Origin of the sequence: Streptomyces sp. MNU89 (assembly GCF_020982505.1) — a bacterium.
Lineage (GTDB): Bacteria > Actinomycetota > Actinomycetes > Streptomycetales > Streptomycetaceae > Streptomyces > Streptomyces xinghaiensis.
This window is the reverse complement of record NZ_JAJKLL010000001.1, coordinates 4,926,425-4,945,828: the sequence shown is the minus strand read 5'-3', so window position 1 is coordinate 4,945,828 and position 19,404 is coordinate 4,926,425. Positions and strand designations below refer to the sequence as shown.

Here is a 19,404-nt window from a genome sequence, read left to right as displayed (position 1 = left end):
CGCATGAACGACCGCATGGTATGGATCGACTGCGAGATGACCGGCCTCTCGCTGGCCGACGACGCTCTGATCGAGGTGGCCGCGCTGGTCACCGACTCCGAGCTGAACGTGCTGGGCGAGGGGGTGGACATCGTGATCCGTCCGCCGGCGGAGGCGCTGACCACCATGCCGGAGGTGGTGCGCGAGATGCACACCTCCTCCGGCCTGCTCGCCGAACTCGACGGCGGGACGAGCCTGGAGGAGGCCCAGCGGCAGGTGCTCCGCTACGTCCGCGAGCACGTGCCGGAGCGCGGCCGGGCCCCGCTGTGCGGCAACTCCGTCGGCACCGACCGGGGCTTCCTCTCCCGGGACATGCCGGACCTGGAGAGCTATCTCCACTACCGGATCGTGGATGTGTCCTCGGTGAAGGAGCTGGCCCGGCGCTGGTTCCCCCGGGCGTACTTCAGCAGCCCGGAGAAGAGCGGCAACCACCGGGCGCTGGCGGACATCCGGGAGAGCATCGCCGAGCTCCGCTACTACCGGGAGGCGGTCTTCGTGCCCTCGCCGGGCCCGGACTCGCCGACCGCCAAGGCCATCGCGGCGAAGCACCGGCTGCCCGCCGGCTGAGCCCGTCCGCGGGAGCTCCCGGGCCCGGGGGCTCCCGGGGAAAGCCTGGCGCGACCGCCCCTGCGGAACGTGTACACTTTTTCTCGGCCGGTGCACAGCCGGTCGTGGTGGGTATAGCTCAGCTGGTAGAGCACCTGGTTGTGGTCCAGGATGTCGCGGGTTCGAGTCCCGTTACTCACCCTGAACGATCAAGGCCCGGCCTGCGGAAGCAGGCCGGGCCTTCGTCATGCCCGAGCCCACGGGACACGGACGGAAAGCACCCCGGCCGCACGGACCGCCGCCCCGCGCGGGACTCCCCCGCCGAGGGCCGTCACGGAGCCGGAACGGCCCCGGATTCTGGGAGCGCTCCCACAAGTAGAGCGACCGCCAAGGGTCGGACCAACCTCCAACTACCCGCCGCTTAACAGGCCCTTAAAGGAAAGATCCGTCCGCTCTCTTGTTGATCCCTGGAGGGCGGGTCTAGGGTCTGACTCAGTAAATGGGAGCGCTTCCACAGTCTTGGGAGGGCGTCACCCGACGCGACCGATGACCACGGAGCCCCTCCGACACCCCCGCCCCCGTCCCGCCCGCCACGGATGCCCCCACCTCCGCGGCGGAAGCGGACACCCCACCCGGCCGCCGGCCGCACCGCGAGCGAGCGGGCACACCCCCGCCGCCTCCCGCGCCATGCCCGGCTCCGCCTCTGAAGAGCGCCATCCGCCGTCCCACAGCAGCACGGACGGCTCCGTTTCTCTCCTCACCGACCCCGCCCGCGAGACGGCGGGTGCGGCGAGGAGGCGTGCCCGCACGGCGGCCGCCCGGACCACTCCACCCGGTCCGGACGGCGGTCCGGGCGGTACGGCGGGCGCCCCGGCACCCGCTATCGCGCACCATCGCACGATCTACAGGAGGATCGCTGATGAGCCGCACCATCTCACCGACGGGCCGCCGCAAGCGCCCGAGACGTACCGCCCTCACGGCGTGTGCCCTCATGCTGGCCGCCGCCGGCACCGGCACCGCACTGACCGGCACCGCCTCGGCGGCCCCGGCCGCCGCGGGCTGCACGGCCGACTACGCGGTGCAGAACCAGTGGGACACGGGTTTCACCGCCAACGTCACCGTCACCAACACCGGTGACGCCCTGAGCTCGTGGAACGTCGGATGGACCTTCGCCGGCAACCAGAAGGTGACCCAGGGCTGGAACGCCGACATCACCCAGAGCGGTGCCACCGTCACGGCCGCCAGCCCTTCGTGGGGTGGTGCCCTGAGCTCCGGCGGCACGGCCTCCTTCGGCTTCCAGGCCACGTTCAGCGGGACGAACGCCGTCCCGGGCACCATCACGCTCAACGGCGTCACCTGTACGACCGACGGCAGCGACCCCGGCGATCCGGGGGATCCGGGCGACCCCGGCGATCCGGGTGACCCGCCCGGCGACCGCGTGGACAACCCCTTCGAGGGCGCCAAGGTCTACGTGAACCCGGACTGGTCCGCACAGGCCGCCAAGGGCGGCGGCGAGGCGATCGCCGACCAGCCGACGGCGGTGTGGCTGGACCGCATCGCCGCGATCGAGTCGGGCTCCGCGGGTGAGAACACCATGGGTCTGCGCGACCACCTCGACGCGGCCCTGGAGCAGGACGCCGACGTGCTGCAGATGGTCACGTACAACCTGCCCGGCCGGGACTGCGCGGCGCTGGCCTCCCAGGGCGAGCTCGGGCCGGAGGAGATCGACAAGTACAAGAACGAGTTCATCGACCCGATCGCGGAGATCCTGTCGGACCCGAAATACGCCGGTCTCCGGATCGTCAACACCATCGAGATCGACTCGCTGCCCAACCTCATCACCAACGTCGGCGACCGTGCCACGGCCACCGAGAACTGCGATGTGATGAAGGAGAACGGCAACTACGTCAAGGGCGTCGGCTACGCGCTGGCCACCTTCGGCGACATCGGGAACGTCTACAACTACATCGACATCGGCCACCACGGCTGGATCGGCTGGGACGACAACTTCACGGCCACCGCCGAGCTGCTGCACGAGGCGGCGACCACCGAGGGCGCCACCGTCGACGACGTGGCCGGCTTCGCCGCCAACGTCGCCAACTACGGTGCCATCGAGGAGCCGCACTTCTCCATCGACGAGTCCGTGAACGGCCAGATGGTGCGCCAGTCGAAGTGGGTGGACTGGAACCGCTACGTGGACATCCAGACCTTCTCGCAGGCGTTCCGCGAGGAGGCGGTCTCGGCCGGCTTCAACGAGGAGGTCGGTGTCATCATCGACACCTCCCGCAACGGCTGGGGCGGCCCCGACCGGCCCACCGGACCGGCGGAGAAGACCACCGTCGACGAGTACGTGGACGGCAGCCGCGTCGACCGCCGCATCCACCAGGGCAACTGGTGCAACCAGGCCGGTGCCGGTCTCGGTGAACGGCCCGCCGCCTCGCCCGCTCCGGGCATCGACGCCTACGCGTGGATCAAGCCCCCGGGCGAGTCGGACGGTTCCAGCAAGGCCATCGACAACGACGAGGGCAAGGGCTTCGACCGGATGTGCGACCCCACCTACGAGGGGAACGCGCGCAACCTGAACAACCCGTCGGGTGCCCTGCCGGACGCGCCGGTCTCCGGCCACTGGTTCCAGGCGCAGTTCGAGGAGCTGCTGGCGAACGCGTACCCGCCGCTGTAGCGGTCCGGCGGGGCGGCCGGTGACCGGGCGCCCCGCCCCCGTACCAGTGCGGACAGCGTGACAACGCGTTCTCTGCGGGGAGGGAGCCGGCGGCCTGCCGGCTCCCTCTTTCCGCGCCCGCCGCCCGACCGGAACGGCGCGCCGCTCAGGACGAGCCGCGGCGCACCAGTTCGGTCGGCAGCACGACCTGCCGGCTGCCGGATTCCGGCTGCCCGATCTCCCGGAGCAGCACCCGGGCCATGGTGCGGCCCATCTCTTCTATCGGCTGCCGGACGCTGGTCAGCGGCGGGTCCATGTGGCGGGCAACCGGCGAGTCGTCGAAGCCGACGAGCGCCACGTCCTCCGGGATGCGGCGCCCCGCCTCCCGCAGCACCTGGCGCGCCCCGGAGGCCATCACATCGGAGGCGCAGAACACCGCGTCGAGGTCCGGGCGTCGCTCCAGGAGCCGGCGCATGGCGCGGCGGCCGCCCTCCTCGGTGAAGTCGGCGGGCTCGACCAGCGCCTCGTCCGGTTCGTGCCCGGCGGCGGCGATGGCCTGGTGGTAGCCGTCGAGGCGGCACTGGGCGACGTACATGTCGAGGGGCCCGGTGATCGTCGCGACGCGGCGGCGGCCACGGCCGATCAGATGCTCGACGGCCGCGCTCGCACCGCCGACGTTGTCGGAGTCGACGTACGGCACGGACTCCCCGGCGGCCCGGCGGCCGCTGAGGACCGCGGGCATCTCGATCTCCTCCAGCAGGTCGGGCAGCGGGTCGTCCGCGTGGACGGAGACGAGCAGGACGCCGTCGACCCGGTGCGCTCCGAGGAACTGGGTGAGCCGGTGGCGCTCCTTGGGGGTGCGGATCAGAGTGAGCAGCAGCTGGATCTCGGTCTCGGCGAGTTCCGTGGAGATGCCGCGGATGATGTCGGAGAAGTACGGCTCGGCGAAGAGCCGGGTCTCGGTCTCGGGGATCACGAGGGCGACGGCGTCGGTGCGGTTGGCGGCCAGCGCCCGCGCCGCCCGGTTGGGCACGTAGCCGAGCTCCGCGATGGCGTGTTCCACCGCCGTCCGGGTGCGGTCGCTCACCCGGGGCGAACCGTTGATCACGCGGGAGACGGTGCCGCGTCCGACCCCCGCGCGTGCCGCGACCTCCTCCAGGGTGGGCCTGCCACCGTGTCTCCTCGTCATCGGCATGGTCCGCCTCCCGCTCCCAGCCTGCGTCCGTGGCTGTTGGACCATTCAACATCACTCCCCCGACAGCACGTTCCGTCCTACGCCCTTGACACTCTCCCGGCGAGCCGTGAACCTTCAAGACGTCACGGATGAGAGCGCTCTCAAGCGCTCAACCCATACATCTCTCGACGTCTCTCAGCCATGCCCGACCGGCATTCTTCTCCGTTCAATCAGTTCGGCAGGGGGACGATACGCAGGGAGCAGGAGGATGTCATGCGCAGATCAGCCCACATGTCCCGGAGTACGGCGGCCTTGGCGACCACCGCCGCCCTTCTCACCGGCCTGCTGGCTGGTTGTGCGGACGACGGTGGCGGCAGTGGCCGGGGAGGCTCCGGGGAGAGCGCGGACGGCAAGAAGACCGTCACCATCGGGGTCTTCGGCGTCTTCGGCTACAAGCAGGCCGGGCTCTACGACGAGTATCAGAAGTTGAACCCCGACGTCGTCATCAAGGAGACGTCCATCGAGCGGGCCGACCAGTACTACCCGCAGCTCCTCACCCACCTCGGGACCGGCAGCGGGCTCCAGGACATCCAGGCGATCGAGGTCGGCAACATCGCCGAGACCGTCACCCGGCACGCCGACAAGTTCGTCGACCTGGGCCGGGAGAAGGGCGTCGACGAGAAGAACTGGCTGGACTGGAAGTGGGCCCAGGCCACCGCCGAGGACGGCCGGACCATCGGTCTCGGCACCGACATCGGCCCGATGGCCATCTGCTACCGCAAGGACCTCTTCGAGAAGGCCGGGCTGCCCACCGACCGCGAGAAGGTCGGCGCCCTCTGGGCCGGCGACTGGGAGAAGTATGTCGAGACCGGCGAGAAGTACATGGAGAAGGCGCCCTCCGGCACCGTCTACACGGACACGGCGATCGGCCTCTTCAACGCCTCGGTCTCCGGCCGCGTGGAGCGGTACTACGACCGCGACGGCGAGCTGATCTACAAGGACAGCCCGGCCGTCAAGGACTCCTGGGACCTGGCGATGCGCGCCGTCGAGGGCAAGATGACGGCCCGCCTCAAGCAGTTCGACAAGCCGTGGGACCAGGCGTACGCCAACGGCCGGTTCGCCACCGTCGCCTGCCCCGCCTGGATGCTCGGCTACATCAAGGAGAAGGCCGGCCCCAAGGCGGCGGACAAGTGGGACATCGCACCGGCGCCGAAGCCCGCCAACTGGGGCGGCTCCTTCCTCTCCGTGCCGGAGGCGGCGAAGAACAAGGAGGAGGCGGTCAAGCTCGCCGCCTGGCTGACGGCGCCCGAGCAGCAGGCCAAGCTCTTCCGGAAGCAGGCCTCCTTCCCCAGCTCGCCGACGACCTACGAGATGCCGGAGGTCGCCGACGCGCGGCACGAGTACTTCGGTGACGCGCCCATCGGCGAGATCTTCAGCCGGGCCGCGGAGGACATGCCCACCCTCGTCCTCGGCGAGAAGGACCTGGCGATCCAGACGGCGTTCACGGACGTCGGCGTCCTCCAGGTCGAGCAGCAGGGCAAGTCGCCCGAGGCGGGGTGGGCCGCCGCGCTGAAGAACATCGACAACCTGCTGGACCAGTGAGACGGATGACTGCAGACTCCTCTGCGGCCTCGTCCCCCGGAACCTCGGGTTCCGGGGGACCGGGGGACGCGGCCCTCCGCACGATGCCCCGGACGGCGGGCGAGGCGGGACGGAAGACCGCCGCGACGGCCGGCCGGAAGACGGACCCGAAGGCGGACCGGAGGTCCGAGCGGCGCAGCCGCCGCTACCGCCGCGACGTCCGCTGGAGCCCCTACGTCTTCATCTCGCCCTTCTTCCTCTTCTTCACCGCCTTCGGGCTCTTCCCGCTGCTCTACACCGGCTGGGCCTCGCTGCACCGGGTGTCGCTGCACGAACCGACCACCATGGAGTGGGCCGGGCTGCACAACTACACCCGGCTGCTGGAGGACGAGTTCTTCTGGAACGCCCTGCGGAACACCTTCACCATCGGTGTGATCTCCACCGTGCCGCAGCTGCTCATGGCGCTCGGGCTCGCGCACATCCTCAACTACCGGCTGCGCGGCGCGATGTTCTTCCGGGTCGCGATGCTCGCCCCGTACGCGACGTCCGTGGCGGCCGCCACGCTCGTCTTCGTGCTGCTCTTCGGGCGCGACTACGGAATGATCAACTGGGCGCTGGGCTTCCTCGGCATCGAGAACATCAACTGGCAGACCGGGCACTGGACCTCGCAGCTGGCCGTGGCCTCGATCGTCATCTGGCGGTGGACCGGCTACAACACGCTGATCTACCTGGCGGCCATGCAGGCCATACCGCGCGATCTGTACGAGTCGGCGGCGCTGGACGGGGCCACCCGCTGGCAGCAGTTCCGCCATGTGACCATCCCCTCGCTGCGGCCGACGATCCTCTTCACCATCGTCGTCTCCACCATCGGGGCCACCCAGCTCTTCGGTGAGCCGCTGCTCTTCGGCGGGGCGGGCGGGCAGAAGGGCGGCCCGGACCACGCTTACCAGACCCTCGGCCTCTACATGTACGAGCAGGGCTGGTTCAACTTCCATCTCGGCCGGGCCTCGGCGATCGCCTGGGCGATGTTCCTGATCCTGCTGCTGATCGCCCTGGTCAACTGGCTGGTCGTCCGACGGCTGAGGAGAAGCTGTTGACTTCCTCCACCCGCCTGAAGGCGGGGGATTCCTCACTTCGCAGTGAGGGCTTCCTGCTTCGAAGGCAGTTGCCCCGTCCGAGAGGACTCTCGTTGAGGTCTTACACCGCCTCCACAGGCCGAGACGGCCAGCCCGGCCGCCTTGATGTTACGTGCCGCGTTGATGTCGCGGTCATGGAGGGTGCCGCAGTCGCACGTCCACTCGCGGACGTTCAGCGGCATGCTCGCCGCGACGGTACCGCAGGCCCCGCACAGCTTGCTCGACGGGAACCAGCGGTCGACTACGACAAGTTCGCGCCCGTACCAGGCGCACTTGTACTCCAGCATCGACCGCAACTCGGTCCACGACGCGTCCGAGATGGCGCGCGCCAGGCTGTGGTTCTTGGCCAGGTTGCGGACGGTGAGGTCCTCGATCACGACCGTTTGGTTCTCACGGACGAGCCGAGTAGTGAGTTTGTGGAGGAAGTCGCGGCGCCGGTCGGTGATCCGCGCGTGGACGCGGGCGACCTTGCGGCGGGCCTTCTCCCGGTTGTTCGAGCCCTTGGCCTTGCGGGACAGCTCTCGCTGAGCGCGAGCCAGTTTGGCGCGGTCCTTCCGCTCATGCTTCGGGTTGGCGATCTTCTCCCCGGTCGAGAGCGTCACGAGCGAGGTGAGTCCGGCGTCGATACCCACCGCCGCCGTGGTGGCCGGGGCCGGGGTGATCACATCGTCGCACAGCAGCGACACGAACCAGCGCCCGACCGCGTCGCGGGACACCGTCACCGTGGTCGGTGCGGCGCCTTCCGGCAGCGGACGCGACCAACGGATGTCCAGCGGCGCGGCCATCTTCGCCAGCGTCAGACGGCCGTCACGCCACTTGAACCCGGAGCGGGTGTACTCCGCCGACTGCCGGGACTTCTTCCGGCTCTTGAAGCGCGGGTACTTGGCGCGCTTGGCGAAGAAGTTCCCGAACGCCGTCTGAAGATGGCGCAGTGCCTGCTGGAGCGGGACGCTGGACACCTCAGCGAGGAAGGCGAGTTCCTCGGTGCGCTTCCACTCCGTCAGCGCGGCCGAGGACTGGACGTAGGAGACGCGGCGCTGCTCCCCGTACCAAGCCCGAGTGCGCTCCTCCAGCGCCTTGTTGTACACGAGACGGACACAGCCGAACGTGCGGGACAGCTCCGCTGCCTGCTCGTCCGTGGGGTAGAAGCGGTATTTGAAAGCCCGCTTGACCTGCTGCGTCACGCCTCACATTCTATCAGCTACCGTGTCAGCAACGTGCGTTGGTGGGTCAGTGGAACGCGCCCCACCACTGCACGGCTCCGGGCACGGGATGCGTTTCCTCCCCCGGCTGAAGCCGGGGGCATCCACGCAAGGAGCCACCGATGAAGACCCTCGTACCGGCCGGCGGGACCGGCAAGGCCGGGGAGAGCGGCGGACCCGGCACGCCCGGGACACCCGGCGGGGGCGGCGGCGCCGGGAAGGCCCGCGGCACGGCGGGGAAGGCCGGCCGGGCCGGCGGCCAGTCGTACGGCGGACGGATCAGCTACGCCGTGCTGATCCTCTTCACCGCGGGCTCGCTCTTCCCGCTGGTGTGGACGGCCGTCGCCGCCTCCCGCGACAACACCCGGCTCTCGCAGACCCCGCCGCCCTTCTGGTTCGGCTCCGATCTGCTGCCCAATCTGCAGACCGCCTGGACCGACGCCCACATGGGGCTGGCGCTGCTCAACACGGCCGTGGTGGCCGGGACCATCACGGTGGGCACCGTCCTCTTCTGCACCATCGCGGGCTTTGCCTTCGCCAAGCTGCGGTTCCGCTTCCGCGAGGTGCTGCTGATGCTGGTGATCGGCACGATGATGATCCCGCCGCAGCTCAGCGTGGTGCCGCTCTTCATGACCATCGCCGAGCTGGAGTGGACCAACCAGCTCCAGTCCGTCATCCTGCCGACGCTGGTCAGCGCCTTCGGGGTGTTCTTCATGCGGCAGTACCTCGTGGAGGCGCTGCCGAGCGAGATCATCGAGGCGGCGCGGGTGGACGGCGCCAACAGCATCCGGGTGGTCTGGCATGTGGTGTTCCCGGCGGCCCGGCCCGCGATGGCCGTCCTGGCCATGCTGACCTTCGTCCAGGCCTGGAACGACTTCTTCTGGCCGATCATCGCGCTCACCCAGGACAACCCCACGGTGCAGGTCGCCCTGACCGGGCTGGGCCGCGGCTACATCCCCGATCAGTCGGTGATCATGGCGGGCGCGCTGCTGGGGACCCTGCCCCTGCTGCTGGCGTTCACCCTCTTCGGCAAGCAGATCGTCGGCGGCATCATGCAGGGGGCCGTCAAGGGCTGAATCCTCCCGGGCCCGGTCCGGGCCCGGTCCGAGCCGGGTCCGCCCCGCCACCACCATGCCCACCTGTCCCGTCCCCCACATTCTCCGCAACGGCTCTGATGGGAGCGATTTCATGACCGACGTCCCCGACGTCCCCGAGCTCGACGGCCTCTCCGGGACCCCCGGACGCCCCCTCCGGCCGCCCCGGAGCCCTGGGGCAGCCGGCGTCCGGTCCCTCCGGGGAGCTCCGTTTCCCGCCCGCCTTCCTCTGGGGCACCGCCACCGCCGCCTACCAGATCGAGGGCGCCGTCCGCGAGGACGGCCGCACCCCGTCCATCTGGGACACCTTCTCCCACACCCCCGGCCGGACCGCCGGCGGCGACACCGGGGACACCGCCACCGGCCACTACCACCGGTGGCGCGAGGACGTGGCCCTGATGAAGGAGCTGGGTTACGGCGCCTACCGCTTCTCCGTCGCCTGGCCGCGGGTCCAGCCCACCGGCCGCGGCCCCGCCGTCCAGCGCGGTCTCGACTTCTACCGCGCCCTCGTGGACGAACTGCTGGCGGCCGGCATCACGCCCATGGTGACCCTCTACCACTGGGACCTGCCGCAAGAACTGGAGGACGCGGGCGGCTGGCCCGAGCGCGACACCGCCCACCGCTACGCCGAGTACGCGCGGCTCGTCGGCGAGGCCCTCGGCGACCGCGTCGAACTCTGGGCCACCCTCAACGAACCCTGGTGCAGCGCCTTCCTCGGCTACGGCTCCGGGGTGCACGCCCCGGGACGCACCGATCCGGCCGCCGCCCTGCGCGCCGCCCACCACCTCAACCTGGCCCACGGTCTGGGCACCGCGGCGCTGCGCTCCGTCCTGCCCGCCCGGGGGAAGGTCACCGTCAGCCTCAACGCGGGGGTGGTGCGGCCGCTGACCGGTTCCCCGGGCGACGCCGACGCCCGGCGGCGGATCGACATCCTCGCCACCCGCGTCTTCAGCGATCCCATGCTGCACGGCACCTACCCGGAGAGCCTGTTCGCGGACACCGCGGGGATCACCGACTGGTCCTTCGTCCGCGACGGCGACCTGGCCACCGCCAGACAGCCGCTCGACGCACTGGGCCTGAACTACTACTCGCCCACCGTGGTGTCGGCCGCCACCGACGACGGCGGTCCGCGCCGGGACGGCCACGGCAGGAGCGACCACTCCCCCTGGATCGGCGCCGACGACGTCGCCTTCCACCAGCCGCCCGGCGAACTCACCGCCATGGACTGGTCCGTGGACCCGACCGGGCTCCACGAACTCATCATGCGCTTCACCCGCGAGGCGCCCGGACTGCCGCTGCTGGTCACCGAGAACGGCGCCGCGTACGAGGACCGGCCGGGCCCGGACGGCGGAGTGCACGACCCGGAGCGGATCGCCTATCTGCACGGCCACCTCGCCGCCGTGCACCGGGCGATGGCCGACGGCGCCGATGTGCGCGGCTACTTCCTCTGGTCGCTGATGGACAACTTCGAGTGGTCCTTCGGCTATGCCAAGCGCTTCGGCCTGGTCCGCGTCGACTACGAGACCCTGGCCCGCGTCCCGAAGACCAGCGCGCACTGGTACTCCCGGCTGGCCCGGACGGGCGTGCTGCCCGACCCCGCCCCCGACCCCGACCCGGACCCAGTGGCCGGAGCGCAAGCGGGCACGGGTACCGGTACGGATACGAGCCCGGGCAGCGGGCCGGTCCCGGCGGCCTGACAGGCCGTGACGGCGGCTGCCGGAGGTGTGGGCGAGCTGGAGCCGCTGTTGATCGACCGGATCCGGGATGCGGCCGGGCTTCATCTCGCCCCGCCGGGGAACGCGGCGGTGGTCGCCGTGGCGGGAAACCGCGGATCCAAGCCCTTGAGCGGACCGCGCCGGCGCTGCCGATGGGCGGTGGTTCACCGAGCTGGAACGGCGCTGTCCCGAACGCAGGTCTTCTGCCCGCCCGACGAGCCGAAGGCCGCGCCCGAGGGGGTCGGAACCTGGAACGAGCAGGCCGGGTCCTTCGGACGGACCGGAACGCAGACCAGGTCCTCGACCCATCCGCCACTGCTACGACAGGTTTGCCGGACCGGGACACCGGCGGGGATCCGCCGGTCTCCGCCGACGGACCTTGGCGATTGTGCGGTCGAGGGCCCGGTCGACGAACCACGGCGCGGTGCCGACCAGGCGACTGAGCGCTCGGGTCCGCACATCCGGGAAGACGCAGGAACGTCCGGACTCGGTGCCGCGCAGAATGGCCGTGGCGACGGACTGCGCGGTGAGCGGCTTGATCGTGCCGCTGATCGCCTGCAGCTCGGGTGGCTGCAGGGGTGTCTCCATCGCCAGCTGCGGGGTGTCGACATCGGGCGGGTAGGCGGCCGTGACGCTCACGCCGTGTGGTTTGAGCTCCTGCCGCAGCACCTCGCAGAGCCCGCGTACGGCGAACTTGCTGGGCCCGTACGCCGCGTAGCCGAAGACGCCGAGGAGGCCGGCCGCGCTGGAAATGCAGGTGATGGTGGCGTCGCCGCTGTGGAGCATGCCCGGCAGCACGGCCCGTACGGCGTGCAGGGTGCCGAAGTAGTTGACCTCCATCTGGGCTCGGAAGTCGCCCAGCCCGAGATCCTGGACACAGCCCGGTCTGCTGATTCCGGCGCAGGTGAACAGAGACCTGACCGGGCCCGCAGCGGCCGCCAACTCGTCCGTGGCCGACCCGACCGCGGCGGCATCGGTCACGTCGACCCCTCGTACGTGCACGTCGGGGGCGGAGGCGCGCAGCCGCGCCAGGTCGGTGTCGTCGAGGGCGAGGACGGACACCACAGCGCCGGCTCCGCGCAGCTGGTGGACGAGTTCACGTCCGATGCCGCTGCTCCCTCCGGTGACCAGGACGTGCCTGCCGGCCCAGCCGGCGCGGCCGCTCACGCGACACCCGCCTTCCGGCTGTGCGTCTGGACCCGCAGATGGTCGAACATGCCAGGGGCGAGCTGCCGCCAACCCATCTGTTTGCGTAGCTTGGCGAGGTACCGGCGGTAGGCGCGGGCGTCGACATAGGAGCGGTGCCGGGCCGAGTCCAGGAAGCGCAGCCCGCCGCTGAGCCGGGGCTGGTCCTCGGCGATCAGCCGGTCGAAGGCCGCGGCCCGTGCCGGCGCGTGTACCTGGTCGTGCAGGTACTGGGCGAGAATGCTGCTGATGTGGTCGAACAGGGTGTAGGCGCTGGAGTTGGTCTCCAGGTAGCCCAGACCGAACAGGTTGCGGTGGGAGCGGTTGAACGCGGTCAGATACAGCTCCGGCCGCCCGTCCTGCCACTGGAAATACTGGTCGGGCACGTAAGGGATGTCCCAGTCGTATCCGGTGGCGTAGAGGATCATGTCTATCTCTTCGGTGCCACCGTCGGTGAAGCGGACACGGGAGCCGTCCAGGGCGGCGATGCCGGGCCGGATCGCCACGTCGCCGTGCTGCAGGTGGTGCAGCAGCTGGCTGTTGAGCAGCGGGTGCGACTCGAACAGCTTGTGGTCCGGCTCGGGCAGCCCGTACCTCGTGAGGTCCCCTTGCAGGACGCGCAGGAGCAGCTTGAAGAGCGGACGCTCGATCCGCAGCGGAAGCTGCGGTCCACGCGCGCTGAACTCGTCGGTGGGGATACCGAACAGATGCTTGGGAATCACGTGGTAGCCCCGGCGAACGCTCACGAACGCGGCGTCGGCGTTCGCGGCGGCGTCACAGGCGATGTCGGCTCCCGAGTTGCCCAGGCCCACGACCAGGACTCTCCTGCCACGGAACTCCGCCGGGTCGCGGTAGCTCCCCGAGTGCCGGATCTCGCCGGAGAACGTGCCCGGATGCCACGGAACGCGGGGGGTCCAGGTGACACCGGTCGCACACACCACCGCCCGGTACACCTTGTGGGTACCGTCGTCGAGACTCACCCTCCATCCGCCGTCGCTCTGCTCGACGCCGGTCACCGAGCAGTCGAAGCGGATCGCCTCGCGCAGGCCGAAGGCGGTCGCGAAGTCTCGCGTGTACCGCAGGATCTGCCGGTGGCCCGGATAGTCGGCGAAGGAGTCGGGCATCGGGAAGTCGAAGAACCCGGACGTTCGGCGGGAGGAGATGAAGTGTGCCGACTCGTACATCGGCGTCCCCGGGTTGTCGATGTCCCAGATGCCGCCGACGTCCGCATGCCGCTCGTACTGCTCGTAGGGGACGCCGAGCCACCGCAGGGCCCGGGCCATCGACAACCCGGCGGGTCCCGCCCCGACGATGCAGACGCCCCGGTCCGCCATCATTGTATTTTTCGCCACAAATCCTCCTCATCTCATGGGCTCGCCCCGGATTAAAGCCCTGTTCATCCCTTGGCCGGGAGGGCGGCACCGACCAGAATGGGGGGCAGACCGGACAGGAGGTCGGGTGAGGACGTATCCGGATCCGCAGCTGAACGAGGCGGTCATCCCGCCGACGGTGCTGTCCGGCGTCGTCGAGATCGGCCAGCGCGAGGCATGCCCCACAGGCCTGTGGTTCTCCGGCACCGGTGTGGCCCCGGCGAACCTCGTCACCGCCGAGCCGGTCAAGGTGTCATTCCGCCAGGCTGCGACCATCCTGGGCCGCGCCCTGCGGGCCATGCCGGACCGGCCGCTCGGCATGCAGGTCGGCGGCCGGGACGCGCTTCTCACCTTCGGCATCCTCGGCATGGCGATCCGGTCGTGCGCCACCGCCGCCGACGCCCTTGCCGTGGGCCTCGAACTCCACCAGGCGTCCGGAAGCCTGGTGGACATGGAGCTCGAGGTCACCGGCCAGGAGTTCGCCCTGCGGCTGCACGAGCGCTTGCCCGAACCGGAGCTCATCGCCTTCCTCTGCGAAGAGGTGCTGTGCAGCACGCTGGCGCTCAGCCGGTCCATCTTCGAGGACGACCAGACGCCCACCCGAGTCGAGTTCTCCTACCCAGCACCGCCGTACGTCCAGGAATACCGGAAGTTCTTCCGCTGCCCCCTCCACTTCGGAGCCGACGCCAACCGCATGGTCTTCCCGGCGTCGCAGCTGGACCGCCCCATACCCACCCGCAACGACCAGACCCGGGCGGCCGCCGTCGACACCTGCCGTCGGCTGCTCGACAGCGGCCGAGGGCGCCCCGACATCATCATGGCCGTCGAGACCCTGCTCAGCCGGAACCTACGAAGGCCCCTCACCATGGCCGAAACCGCCCGGCGCCTGCACATCACCGAACGCACCCTGCGCCGACAGCTCACCGCGGCCGGAGAACGCTTCAGCGCTGTCCGAGACCGGGTACGGCAGCGGCGGGCGGCCCTCCTCCTCCGCGAGTCAAGGCTGAAGATCGCCGATGTCGCCGCCGAGGTCGGGTTCAGCGACGCCCGCGAATTCCGCCGTGCCCACATCCGCTGGACCGGATATCCACCGAGCGCCGAACGGCGCGACTGCTGAGACCCGGCTTGCGTGCGCCGAGGGGGATGCTGACGGGTCGGCCCTCAATCCGTCGGACGCGGACGCGCCCCGGCCGGGCGGGGCCGCCGCCGGGGCGCACCGGTGGGGTGGCGGCTGACGGGCGGTGGGTTCCGGCTCCGGCTCGTCCTGCCGTCGGCCCCACACCACCGCGCGCTGCACGTCCCGTTCCTGCCCCCGCCGGCGGGCGGAGGCCGGTACATCGCATACGGTAGCCAACCGGAACCCGGCAAACCCCTTATTACGTACGGCAGTTCGGCACTTATTGCTGCCTTAAGGCTGGGATCGACCGCGCTTAACCTCCGGCCCGGCGCATAACCTCCGGCCCGGCGCACCGCGCTCCCGCCGCCCCGGCGCCCTCATCCAGCGCTCGGGTCCCGGGGGGCCGGGGCCGGGGCTCACACCGGAGCACCGGCCCTCCCGGCCTCCCCGGCCCTCCGGGCCTTCCGGGCTTCCCCGGCCTCCGTCCCCACCGTCCGCGCCGCATCAGCCGGTCCACGCGACGCCCGCCGGACCGCCGCCGTCCGCCGTCCAGCACGAGCCACATCCGCACCTCCGTGCCGCCGAGCACGGAGCGGCCGACACGCACATCGCCGCCCGTGGACTCGGCGACCCGGCGCACGATGTCCAGCCCCAGCCCGGTCGAGCCGCGCCCGCCGCCGCCGTGTCCCCGGCGCAGCGCCGCCTCGGGGTCGGCGATGCCCGGGCCGGCGTCCGACACCAGCACGATCACCGCCCCGTCGGCGTGGTGGACGTCCACCGCGAAGTCCGTGCCCTCGGGGGTGTGCCGGAAGACGTTGCCGAGCAGGGCGTCGACGGCAGCGGCCAGTTCGGGGCGCGCCACGGGCACCCGCGCGGCCCGCTCGACGCCGGCGAGGCCCGCGGTGCGGCCCTCGTCCTCGGCGAGCGCCGACCAGAAGGCCATCCGGTCCCGGATCACCTCGGAGGCGTCGCAGCCCGCGCCCCCGTCCGCCGTCTCGGCACTCTCCGGGGCCCGCCCCGGCGGCCGCTGTTCGCGGGCGGTGCGGATGATCTGGTCGACCTCGGTCTCCAGCTGGGCGACGGCCGCCCGGGTCTGTTCGGCGGCGGGGCCGTCGCCGAGCGAGGCGGCGTTGAGGCGGAGCACGGTGAGCGGGGTGCGCAGCCGGTGCGAGAGGTCGGCGGCCAGCTCGCGCTCGTTGGCGAGCAGCCGGACGACCTCGTCGGCCATGGAGTTGAACGCGGCGGCGGCGGAACGGAGTTCGGCCGGTCCCGCCACCGGGACGCGGGTGGCGAGCCGCCCGGCGCCCAGATCCTGTGCGGCTCCGGCGAGTTGTTCGGCCGGGCGGACCATCCGGGTGCCGAGCCGGTCCGCCACGGCCACCGAGCCGAGGACCAGGGTGAGCCCCACCCCGCCCAGCACCAGCCAGGCCGTGCGCACCCCGGCCGTGACCTCCTCGTCCGGGACGAACACCTCGACGACGGCGGTCTTCCCGGCGCCGACGGCGGTCGGCTGGAGCAGTGCGAAACCGCCCGGCACGGCGGTGACGGAGCCCCGGCCGCGCCGGGCCGCGGCGGCCAGGTCGCCGGCGGAGGCGCGGCGCCGGCCGATCTCCACGGCACCCTCCCCGGCCCCGGGGGACCCGGCCGTTTCCGCGCCACCGGCCTTGTCCCCGGCCTCGTCGCCGGTCTTGTCCCCGGCGGGCGGCACATGGACGGCGATCCGGCCGTCCGCACCGAACTCCGTGCTGGCGACGGCCCGTTCCAGCTCCCCGCGGTCGGTGGTGATGGCCAGGGCCGGCCCGATGGCGGCGGCCTGCCGCTCGGCGTTGGCGAAGGCCCGGTCCCGCGCCATCTCCCCCACCACGAGCCCGAGCGGCACGGCGAAGGCGACCACGACCATGGCCGTGACCGCCAGGCACACCTTGACCAGGGCCCATCTCATCCCGGCCGCCTCCCGGCCGCCCCCGCCGGGCCGCGAGCGGGAACGGTCACCGGGCGGCTCCCGGGGACGCTCGCCACGCCGCTCACCGGGGCGGCTCCAGCTTGACGCCGACCCCGCGCAGCGTGTGCAGATAGCGGGGCGCGGCCGCCGTCTCCCCCAGTTTCCGGCGCAGCCAGGAGAGATGGACGTCGATGGTCTGGTCGTCGCCGTAGGACTGCTGCCACACCTCGGCCAGCAGCTCCCGCCGGGACACCACCACCCCGGGCCGCCCGGCGAGGAAGGCCAGCAGATCGAACTCGCGCCGGGTCAGGTCGAGCGTGGCTCCGTCCAGTTCGGCCTGGCGGCGCAGCGGATCGACGAGCAGCCCGCCGACGCGCAGCACGCGCGCGTGCGGTTCGCCTGCCGTTCCCGTCGCCCGGGAGCGGCGCAGCACGGCCGCCATCCGGGCGGACAGGTGCTCGACGGAGAACGGTTTCGTCAGATAGTCGTCGGCACCGTCGTTGAGGAGCCGGACGATCTCCGCCTCGTCGTCGCGCGCGGTGGCGATGATGACCGGCACGTCGGTGATCCCGCGCAGCATCTTCAGTGCCTCGGCCCCGTCGAGGTCCGGCAGCCCCAGATCGAGGATGACGACGTCGAAGCCGATCTGGGCCACCTCGCGGAGCGCCTCCAGCGCCGTACCGACGCTGCGTACGCTGTGCGAGGCGTCGGACAGGTGCCGGATGAGGGCGGAGCGTACGAACTGGTCGTCCTCGACCACGAGCACTCGTGCCATGGGCGGCACCGTACGCCATGCGGAGCGGGCCGTCCCACGGTGGTGGTCCGGTCGTCAACATCCGGCGGCGTGAGGGAGGATGGGCGCGATGCTACGAGGACTGGCGCAGAGCGCGGCCTGGCTCCTGGCCACCGGAGCCGCCGCCACCCTGTCGTGGTGGGGCGTCCACACCGCGCTCACCGGCACGGCCTACGACCGCCCGCGCGCCCTGCCCATCGACGCCGGCGCGGCGGCGGGCGGTGAGGCCGGGGCGCGGGGCAGCGCGGAGAGCGATGCCGCCGAGACCTCCGGTCCGGGGCCCTCGGCCTCGCCCGGGTCCTCCTCCCCCGCGCCGCCCGAGCGGTCGCCCGAGCCGTCCGGCAGCGGGCCGAAGCCGGGGGACGGGGCGCCCTCGAAGCCGGGGAAGCCGCCGGAGACGGCTCCGTCCGCGCCGACCGCCGAGGGCGAGGTGAAGAGCTACCCCGTGGCGGGCGGCCGGGTCGTGTTCGACCTCGGTGAGCGTTCGGCGAGCCTGGTGTCCGCGACCCCGGACGCGGGCTGGGAGATGCAGGTGTGGGAGCAGACCGAGTGGATCCGGGTGAACTTCACCTCGGGCGCGCGGACGACCTCCGTGTTCTGCACGTGGAACGGCCACCCGCCGACGGTGCAGGTCGTCGAGGGCTGAACGGGGCGCTGCCGACCGGCTGTTCACGGGCACCGGCCGGCCTCACGGCGGCCGGTGGTCAGCGGCCGGCGGCCGGCGGCCGGCGGCCGGCGGCCGGCGGCCGGCGGCCGGCGGCCCAGCGGTCAGCCGAAGGTGTCCGGCGGCGGGGCCGGTGAGGGCCGGGCCGCCGCGTCGGAGACGGCGGCCGCGCCCCCGGTGAAGTCGTCCAGGGCGCGCCCGTGTTCGACGCGGCCGGGGTGCGGGTCGCCGGCCACCCGGCGGGTGAACTCCGCGACGGGCAGCGGCCCGTCGGCGGCCAGCAGTACGGCGTTCCCGAACCGTCTGCCGCGCAGCACCGCCGGGTCGGCGGCGAGGCACAGCTCGGGGAAGACGGCGCGGACGGTGGCGATCCGCGCCCGCAGATGCGCGAGCGGAGGGCCGTCGGTGACGTTCACGGCGTACCAGCCGCCGGGGCGCAGCGCACGCCGCGCCCCGGCGGTGAACTCGGTGCTGGTGAGATGCGCGGGGGTCCGGGCGCCGCCGAACACGTCGGCGATGACGAGATCGGCCCAGCCGTCGGGGATCTTCGCCAGCCCTTCGCGGGCGTCCCCCGTGCGCACGCGGATCCGCCATCCGCTGTCCAGGGGCAGTTCACGCCGCACGAACGCGATCAGCCCGGCGTCGAGTTCGACGACCTGCTGGGTGGACCGGGGGCGGGTCGCCGCCGTGTAGCGGGCGAGGGTGAAGGCGCCGCCGCCGAGGTGCAGGACGCGCAGGGGACGGCCGGGCGGGGCGGCCAGGTCGATGATGTGGCCGAGGCGGCGCTGGTAGGCGAAGTCCAGGTACTGCGGGTCGTCCAGGTCCACATGGGACTGCGGGGCTCCGTCGACGGTGAGCGTCCAGGCCCTCGGCCGCTCGCGGTCCGGGACGAGCTCGGCGAGGCCGCCGTCCACCGGCTCGCCGGCGGGTCCGGCCGGCCGCGACCGCCCGCGTCCGCCGTCCGTACGGCCCCTGGCCCTGCCTTTCGCCATGGGGCCCAGTATCCGTCGGCGGGTGCGCCGGCACCGCGGCCGGGGTCCCGGCCGGGCGGAAGGAGCCGGGCCACCGGCACGCGCCGGACGTTCACCGCAGCGGGTCGCTCACCGCGCCGGAGTCCGCCGGAGCGTGCCGGCCGGGCGCCGCGAGGGATGCCGGGCCGGGAAGCGCACCGAGCCCGCCCCGCCGCC

The 19,404-nt window shown here is 71.9% G+C and carries 15 protein-coding genes and 1 tRNA gene; 9 read left to right on the top strand and 7 right to left on the bottom strand.

The window, feature by feature from the left end; translation table 11 throughout:
- Positions 1–3: 3 nt before the first annotated feature.
- The 3 genes from orn (at position 4) to E4N63_RS21230 (ending at position 3,265) form a co-directional block, all read left to right on the top strand.
- Positions 4–606, top strand: coding sequence for an oligoribonuclease (gene orn / locus E4N63_RS21240; protein ID WP_125624347.1), 603 nt, complete (start codon positions 4–6; stop codon positions 604–606).
- Between the two features lie 107 nt (positions 607–713).
- Positions 714–786, top strand: a tRNA-His gene (locus E4N63_RS21235).
- A gap of 718 nt (positions 787–1,504) precedes the next feature.
- Complete coding sequence (locus tag E4N63_RS21230) at positions 1,505–3,265, top strand: glycoside hydrolase family 6 protein (RefSeq protein ID WP_125626704.1); 1,761 nt, start codon at positions 1,505–1,507, stop codon at positions 3,263–3,265.
- A 145-nt stretch (positions 3,266–3,410) separates the two neighbouring features.
- On the opposite strand, the gene E4N63_RS21225 is transcribed toward E4N63_RS21230, so the two are convergent.
- Positions 3,411–4,439: a LacI family DNA-binding transcriptional regulator gene (locus tag E4N63_RS21225; RefSeq protein WP_125626705.1), complete on the bottom strand. Its 1,029-nt coding sequence runs from the start codon at positions 4,437–4,439 to the stop codon at positions 3,411–3,413.
- Positions 4,440–4,691: 252 nt separating this feature from the next.
- Between E4N63_RS21225 and E4N63_RS21220 the strand changes: the two genes are divergently transcribed.
- The gene (locus E4N63_RS21220) at positions 4,692–6,020 is read left to right on the top strand and encodes an extracellular solute-binding protein (protein WP_230241459.1); all 1,329 of its coding nucleotides are present in this window, start codon (positions 4,692–4,694) and stop codon (positions 6,018–6,020) included.
- 83 nt (positions 6,021–6,103) lie between these two features.
- On the top strand, positions 6,104–7,096 hold the full coding sequence (locus E4N63_RS21215) for a carbohydrate ABC transporter permease (protein WP_125626707.1): 993 nt from the start codon (positions 6,104–6,106) through the stop codon (positions 7,094–7,096).
- 32 nt (positions 7,097–7,128) lie between these two features.
- Here the strand turns inward: E4N63_RS21215 and E4N63_RS21210 are convergent, their stop codons facing one another.
- Positions 7,129–8,319 carry a transposase gene (locus tag E4N63_RS21210; protein WP_230241457.1) on the bottom strand — a complete coding sequence of 397 codons (1,191 nt, stop codon included), beginning with the start codon at positions 8,317–8,319 and terminating at the stop codon, positions 7,129–7,131.
- A gap of 140 nt (positions 8,320–8,459) precedes the next feature.
- Between E4N63_RS21210 and E4N63_RS21205 the strand changes: the two genes are divergently transcribed.
- Both E4N63_RS21205 and E4N63_RS21200 read left to right on the top strand, forming a co-directional pair.
- Complete coding sequence (locus E4N63_RS21205) at positions 8,460–9,413, top strand: carbohydrate ABC transporter permease (protein WP_095757330.1); 954 nt, start codon at positions 8,460–8,462, stop codon at positions 9,411–9,413.
- Between the two features lie 191 nt (positions 9,414–9,604).
- Positions 9,605–11,128 (top strand): GH1 family beta-glucosidase, encoded by a 1,524-nt coding sequence (locus E4N63_RS21200; RefSeq protein WP_228429621.1) that lies wholly within the window; start codon positions 9,605–9,607, stop codon positions 11,126–11,128.
- Between the two features lie 336 nt (positions 11,129–11,464).
- Here the strand turns inward: E4N63_RS21200 and E4N63_RS21195 are convergent, their stop codons facing one another.
- Both E4N63_RS21195 and E4N63_RS21190 read right to left on the bottom strand, forming a co-directional pair.
- Positions 11,465–12,313: an SDR family NAD(P)-dependent oxidoreductase gene (locus tag E4N63_RS21195; RefSeq protein ID WP_230241456.1), complete on the bottom strand. Its 849-nt coding sequence runs from the start codon at positions 12,311–12,313 to the stop codon at positions 11,465–11,467.
- Positions 12,310–13,683, bottom strand: a complete 1,374-nt coding sequence (locus E4N63_RS21190) for an NAD(P)-binding domain-containing protein (protein ID WP_308188728.1) — start codon at positions 13,681–13,683, stop codon at positions 12,310–12,312. The genes E4N63_RS21195 and E4N63_RS21190 overlap by 4 nt, the downstream gene beginning before the upstream one ends.
- 106 nt (positions 13,684–13,789) lie before the next feature.
- Between E4N63_RS21190 and E4N63_RS21185 the strand changes: the two genes are divergently transcribed.
- The gene (locus E4N63_RS21185) at positions 13,790–14,818 is read left to right on the top strand and encodes an AraC family transcriptional regulator (protein ID WP_230241455.1); all 1,029 of its coding nucleotides are present in this window, start codon (positions 13,790–13,792) and stop codon (positions 14,816–14,818) included.
- Positions 14,819–15,131: 313 nt separating this feature from the next.
- On the opposite strand, the gene E4N63_RS21180 is transcribed toward E4N63_RS21185, so the two are convergent.
- Positions 15,132–16,760, bottom strand: coding sequence for a HAMP domain-containing sensor histidine kinase (locus E4N63_RS21180; protein ID WP_230241454.1), 1,629 nt, complete (start codon positions 16,758–16,760; stop codon positions 15,132–15,134).
- Between the two features lie 82 nt (positions 16,761–16,842).
- Positions 16,843–17,535, bottom strand: a complete 693-nt coding sequence (locus E4N63_RS21175; RefSeq protein ID WP_125625663.1) for a response regulator transcription factor — start codon at positions 17,533–17,535, stop codon at positions 16,843–16,845.
- An 88-nt stretch (positions 17,536–17,623) separates the two neighbouring features.
- Here E4N63_RS21175 and E4N63_RS21170 point away from each other — a divergent pair, with 88 nt between their 5' ends.
- Positions 17,624–18,199 (top strand): hypothetical protein, encoded by a 576-nt coding sequence (locus E4N63_RS21170; protein WP_230241453.1) that lies wholly within the window; start codon positions 17,624–17,626, stop codon positions 18,197–18,199.
- A 122-nt stretch (positions 18,200–18,321) separates the two neighbouring features.
- Here the strand turns inward: E4N63_RS21170 and E4N63_RS21165 are convergent, their stop codons facing one another.
- The gene (locus tag E4N63_RS21165) at positions 18,322–19,209 is read right to left on the bottom strand and encodes a spermidine synthase (protein ID WP_125625661.1); all 888 of its coding nucleotides are present in this window, start codon (positions 19,207–19,209) and stop codon (positions 18,322–18,324) included.
- Positions 19,210–19,404: the final 195 nt, after the last annotated feature.

What these genes read in the sequence shown, in the direction of transcription:
- orn (WP_125624347.1), top strand. Translation starts at nt 4, where the DNA reads ATGAACGACCGCATGGTATGGATCGACTGCGAGATGACCGGCCTCTCG.
- E4N63_RS21230 (WP_125626704.1), top strand. Translation starts at nt 1,505, where the DNA reads ATGAGCCGCACCATCTCACCGACGGGCCGCCGCAAGCGCCCGAGACGT.
- E4N63_RS21225 (WP_125626705.1), bottom strand. Translation starts at nt 4,439, where the DNA reads ATGCCGATGACGAGGAGACACGGTGGCAGGCCCACCCTGGAGGAGGTC.
- E4N63_RS21220 (WP_230241459.1), top strand. Translation starts at nt 4,692, where the DNA reads ATGCGCAGATCAGCCCACATGTCCCGGAGTACGGCGGCCTTGGCGACC.
- E4N63_RS21215 (WP_125626707.1), top strand. Translation starts at nt 6,104, where the DNA reads ATGCCCCGGACGGCGGGCGAGGCGGGACGGAAGACCGCCGCGACGGCC.
- E4N63_RS21205 (WP_095757330.1), top strand. Translation starts at nt 8,460, where the DNA reads ATGAAGACCCTCGTACCGGCCGGCGGGACCGGCAAGGCCGGGGAGAGC.
- E4N63_RS21180 (WP_230241454.1), bottom strand. Translation starts at nt 16,760, where the DNA reads ATGAGATGGGCCCTGGTCAAGGTGTGCCTGGCGGTCACGGCCATGGTC.
- E4N63_RS21175 (WP_125625663.1), bottom strand. Translation starts at nt 17,535, where the DNA reads ATGGCACGAGTGCTCGTGGTCGAGGACGACCAGTTCGTACGCTCCGCC.
- E4N63_RS21170 (WP_230241453.1), top strand. Translation starts at nt 17,624, where the DNA reads ATGCTACGAGGACTGGCGCAGAGCGCGGCCTGGCTCCTGGCCACCGGA.
- E4N63_RS21165 (WP_125625661.1), bottom strand. Translation starts at nt 19,209, where the DNA reads ATGGCGAAAGGCAGGGCCAGGGGCCGTACGGACGGCGGACGCGGGCGG.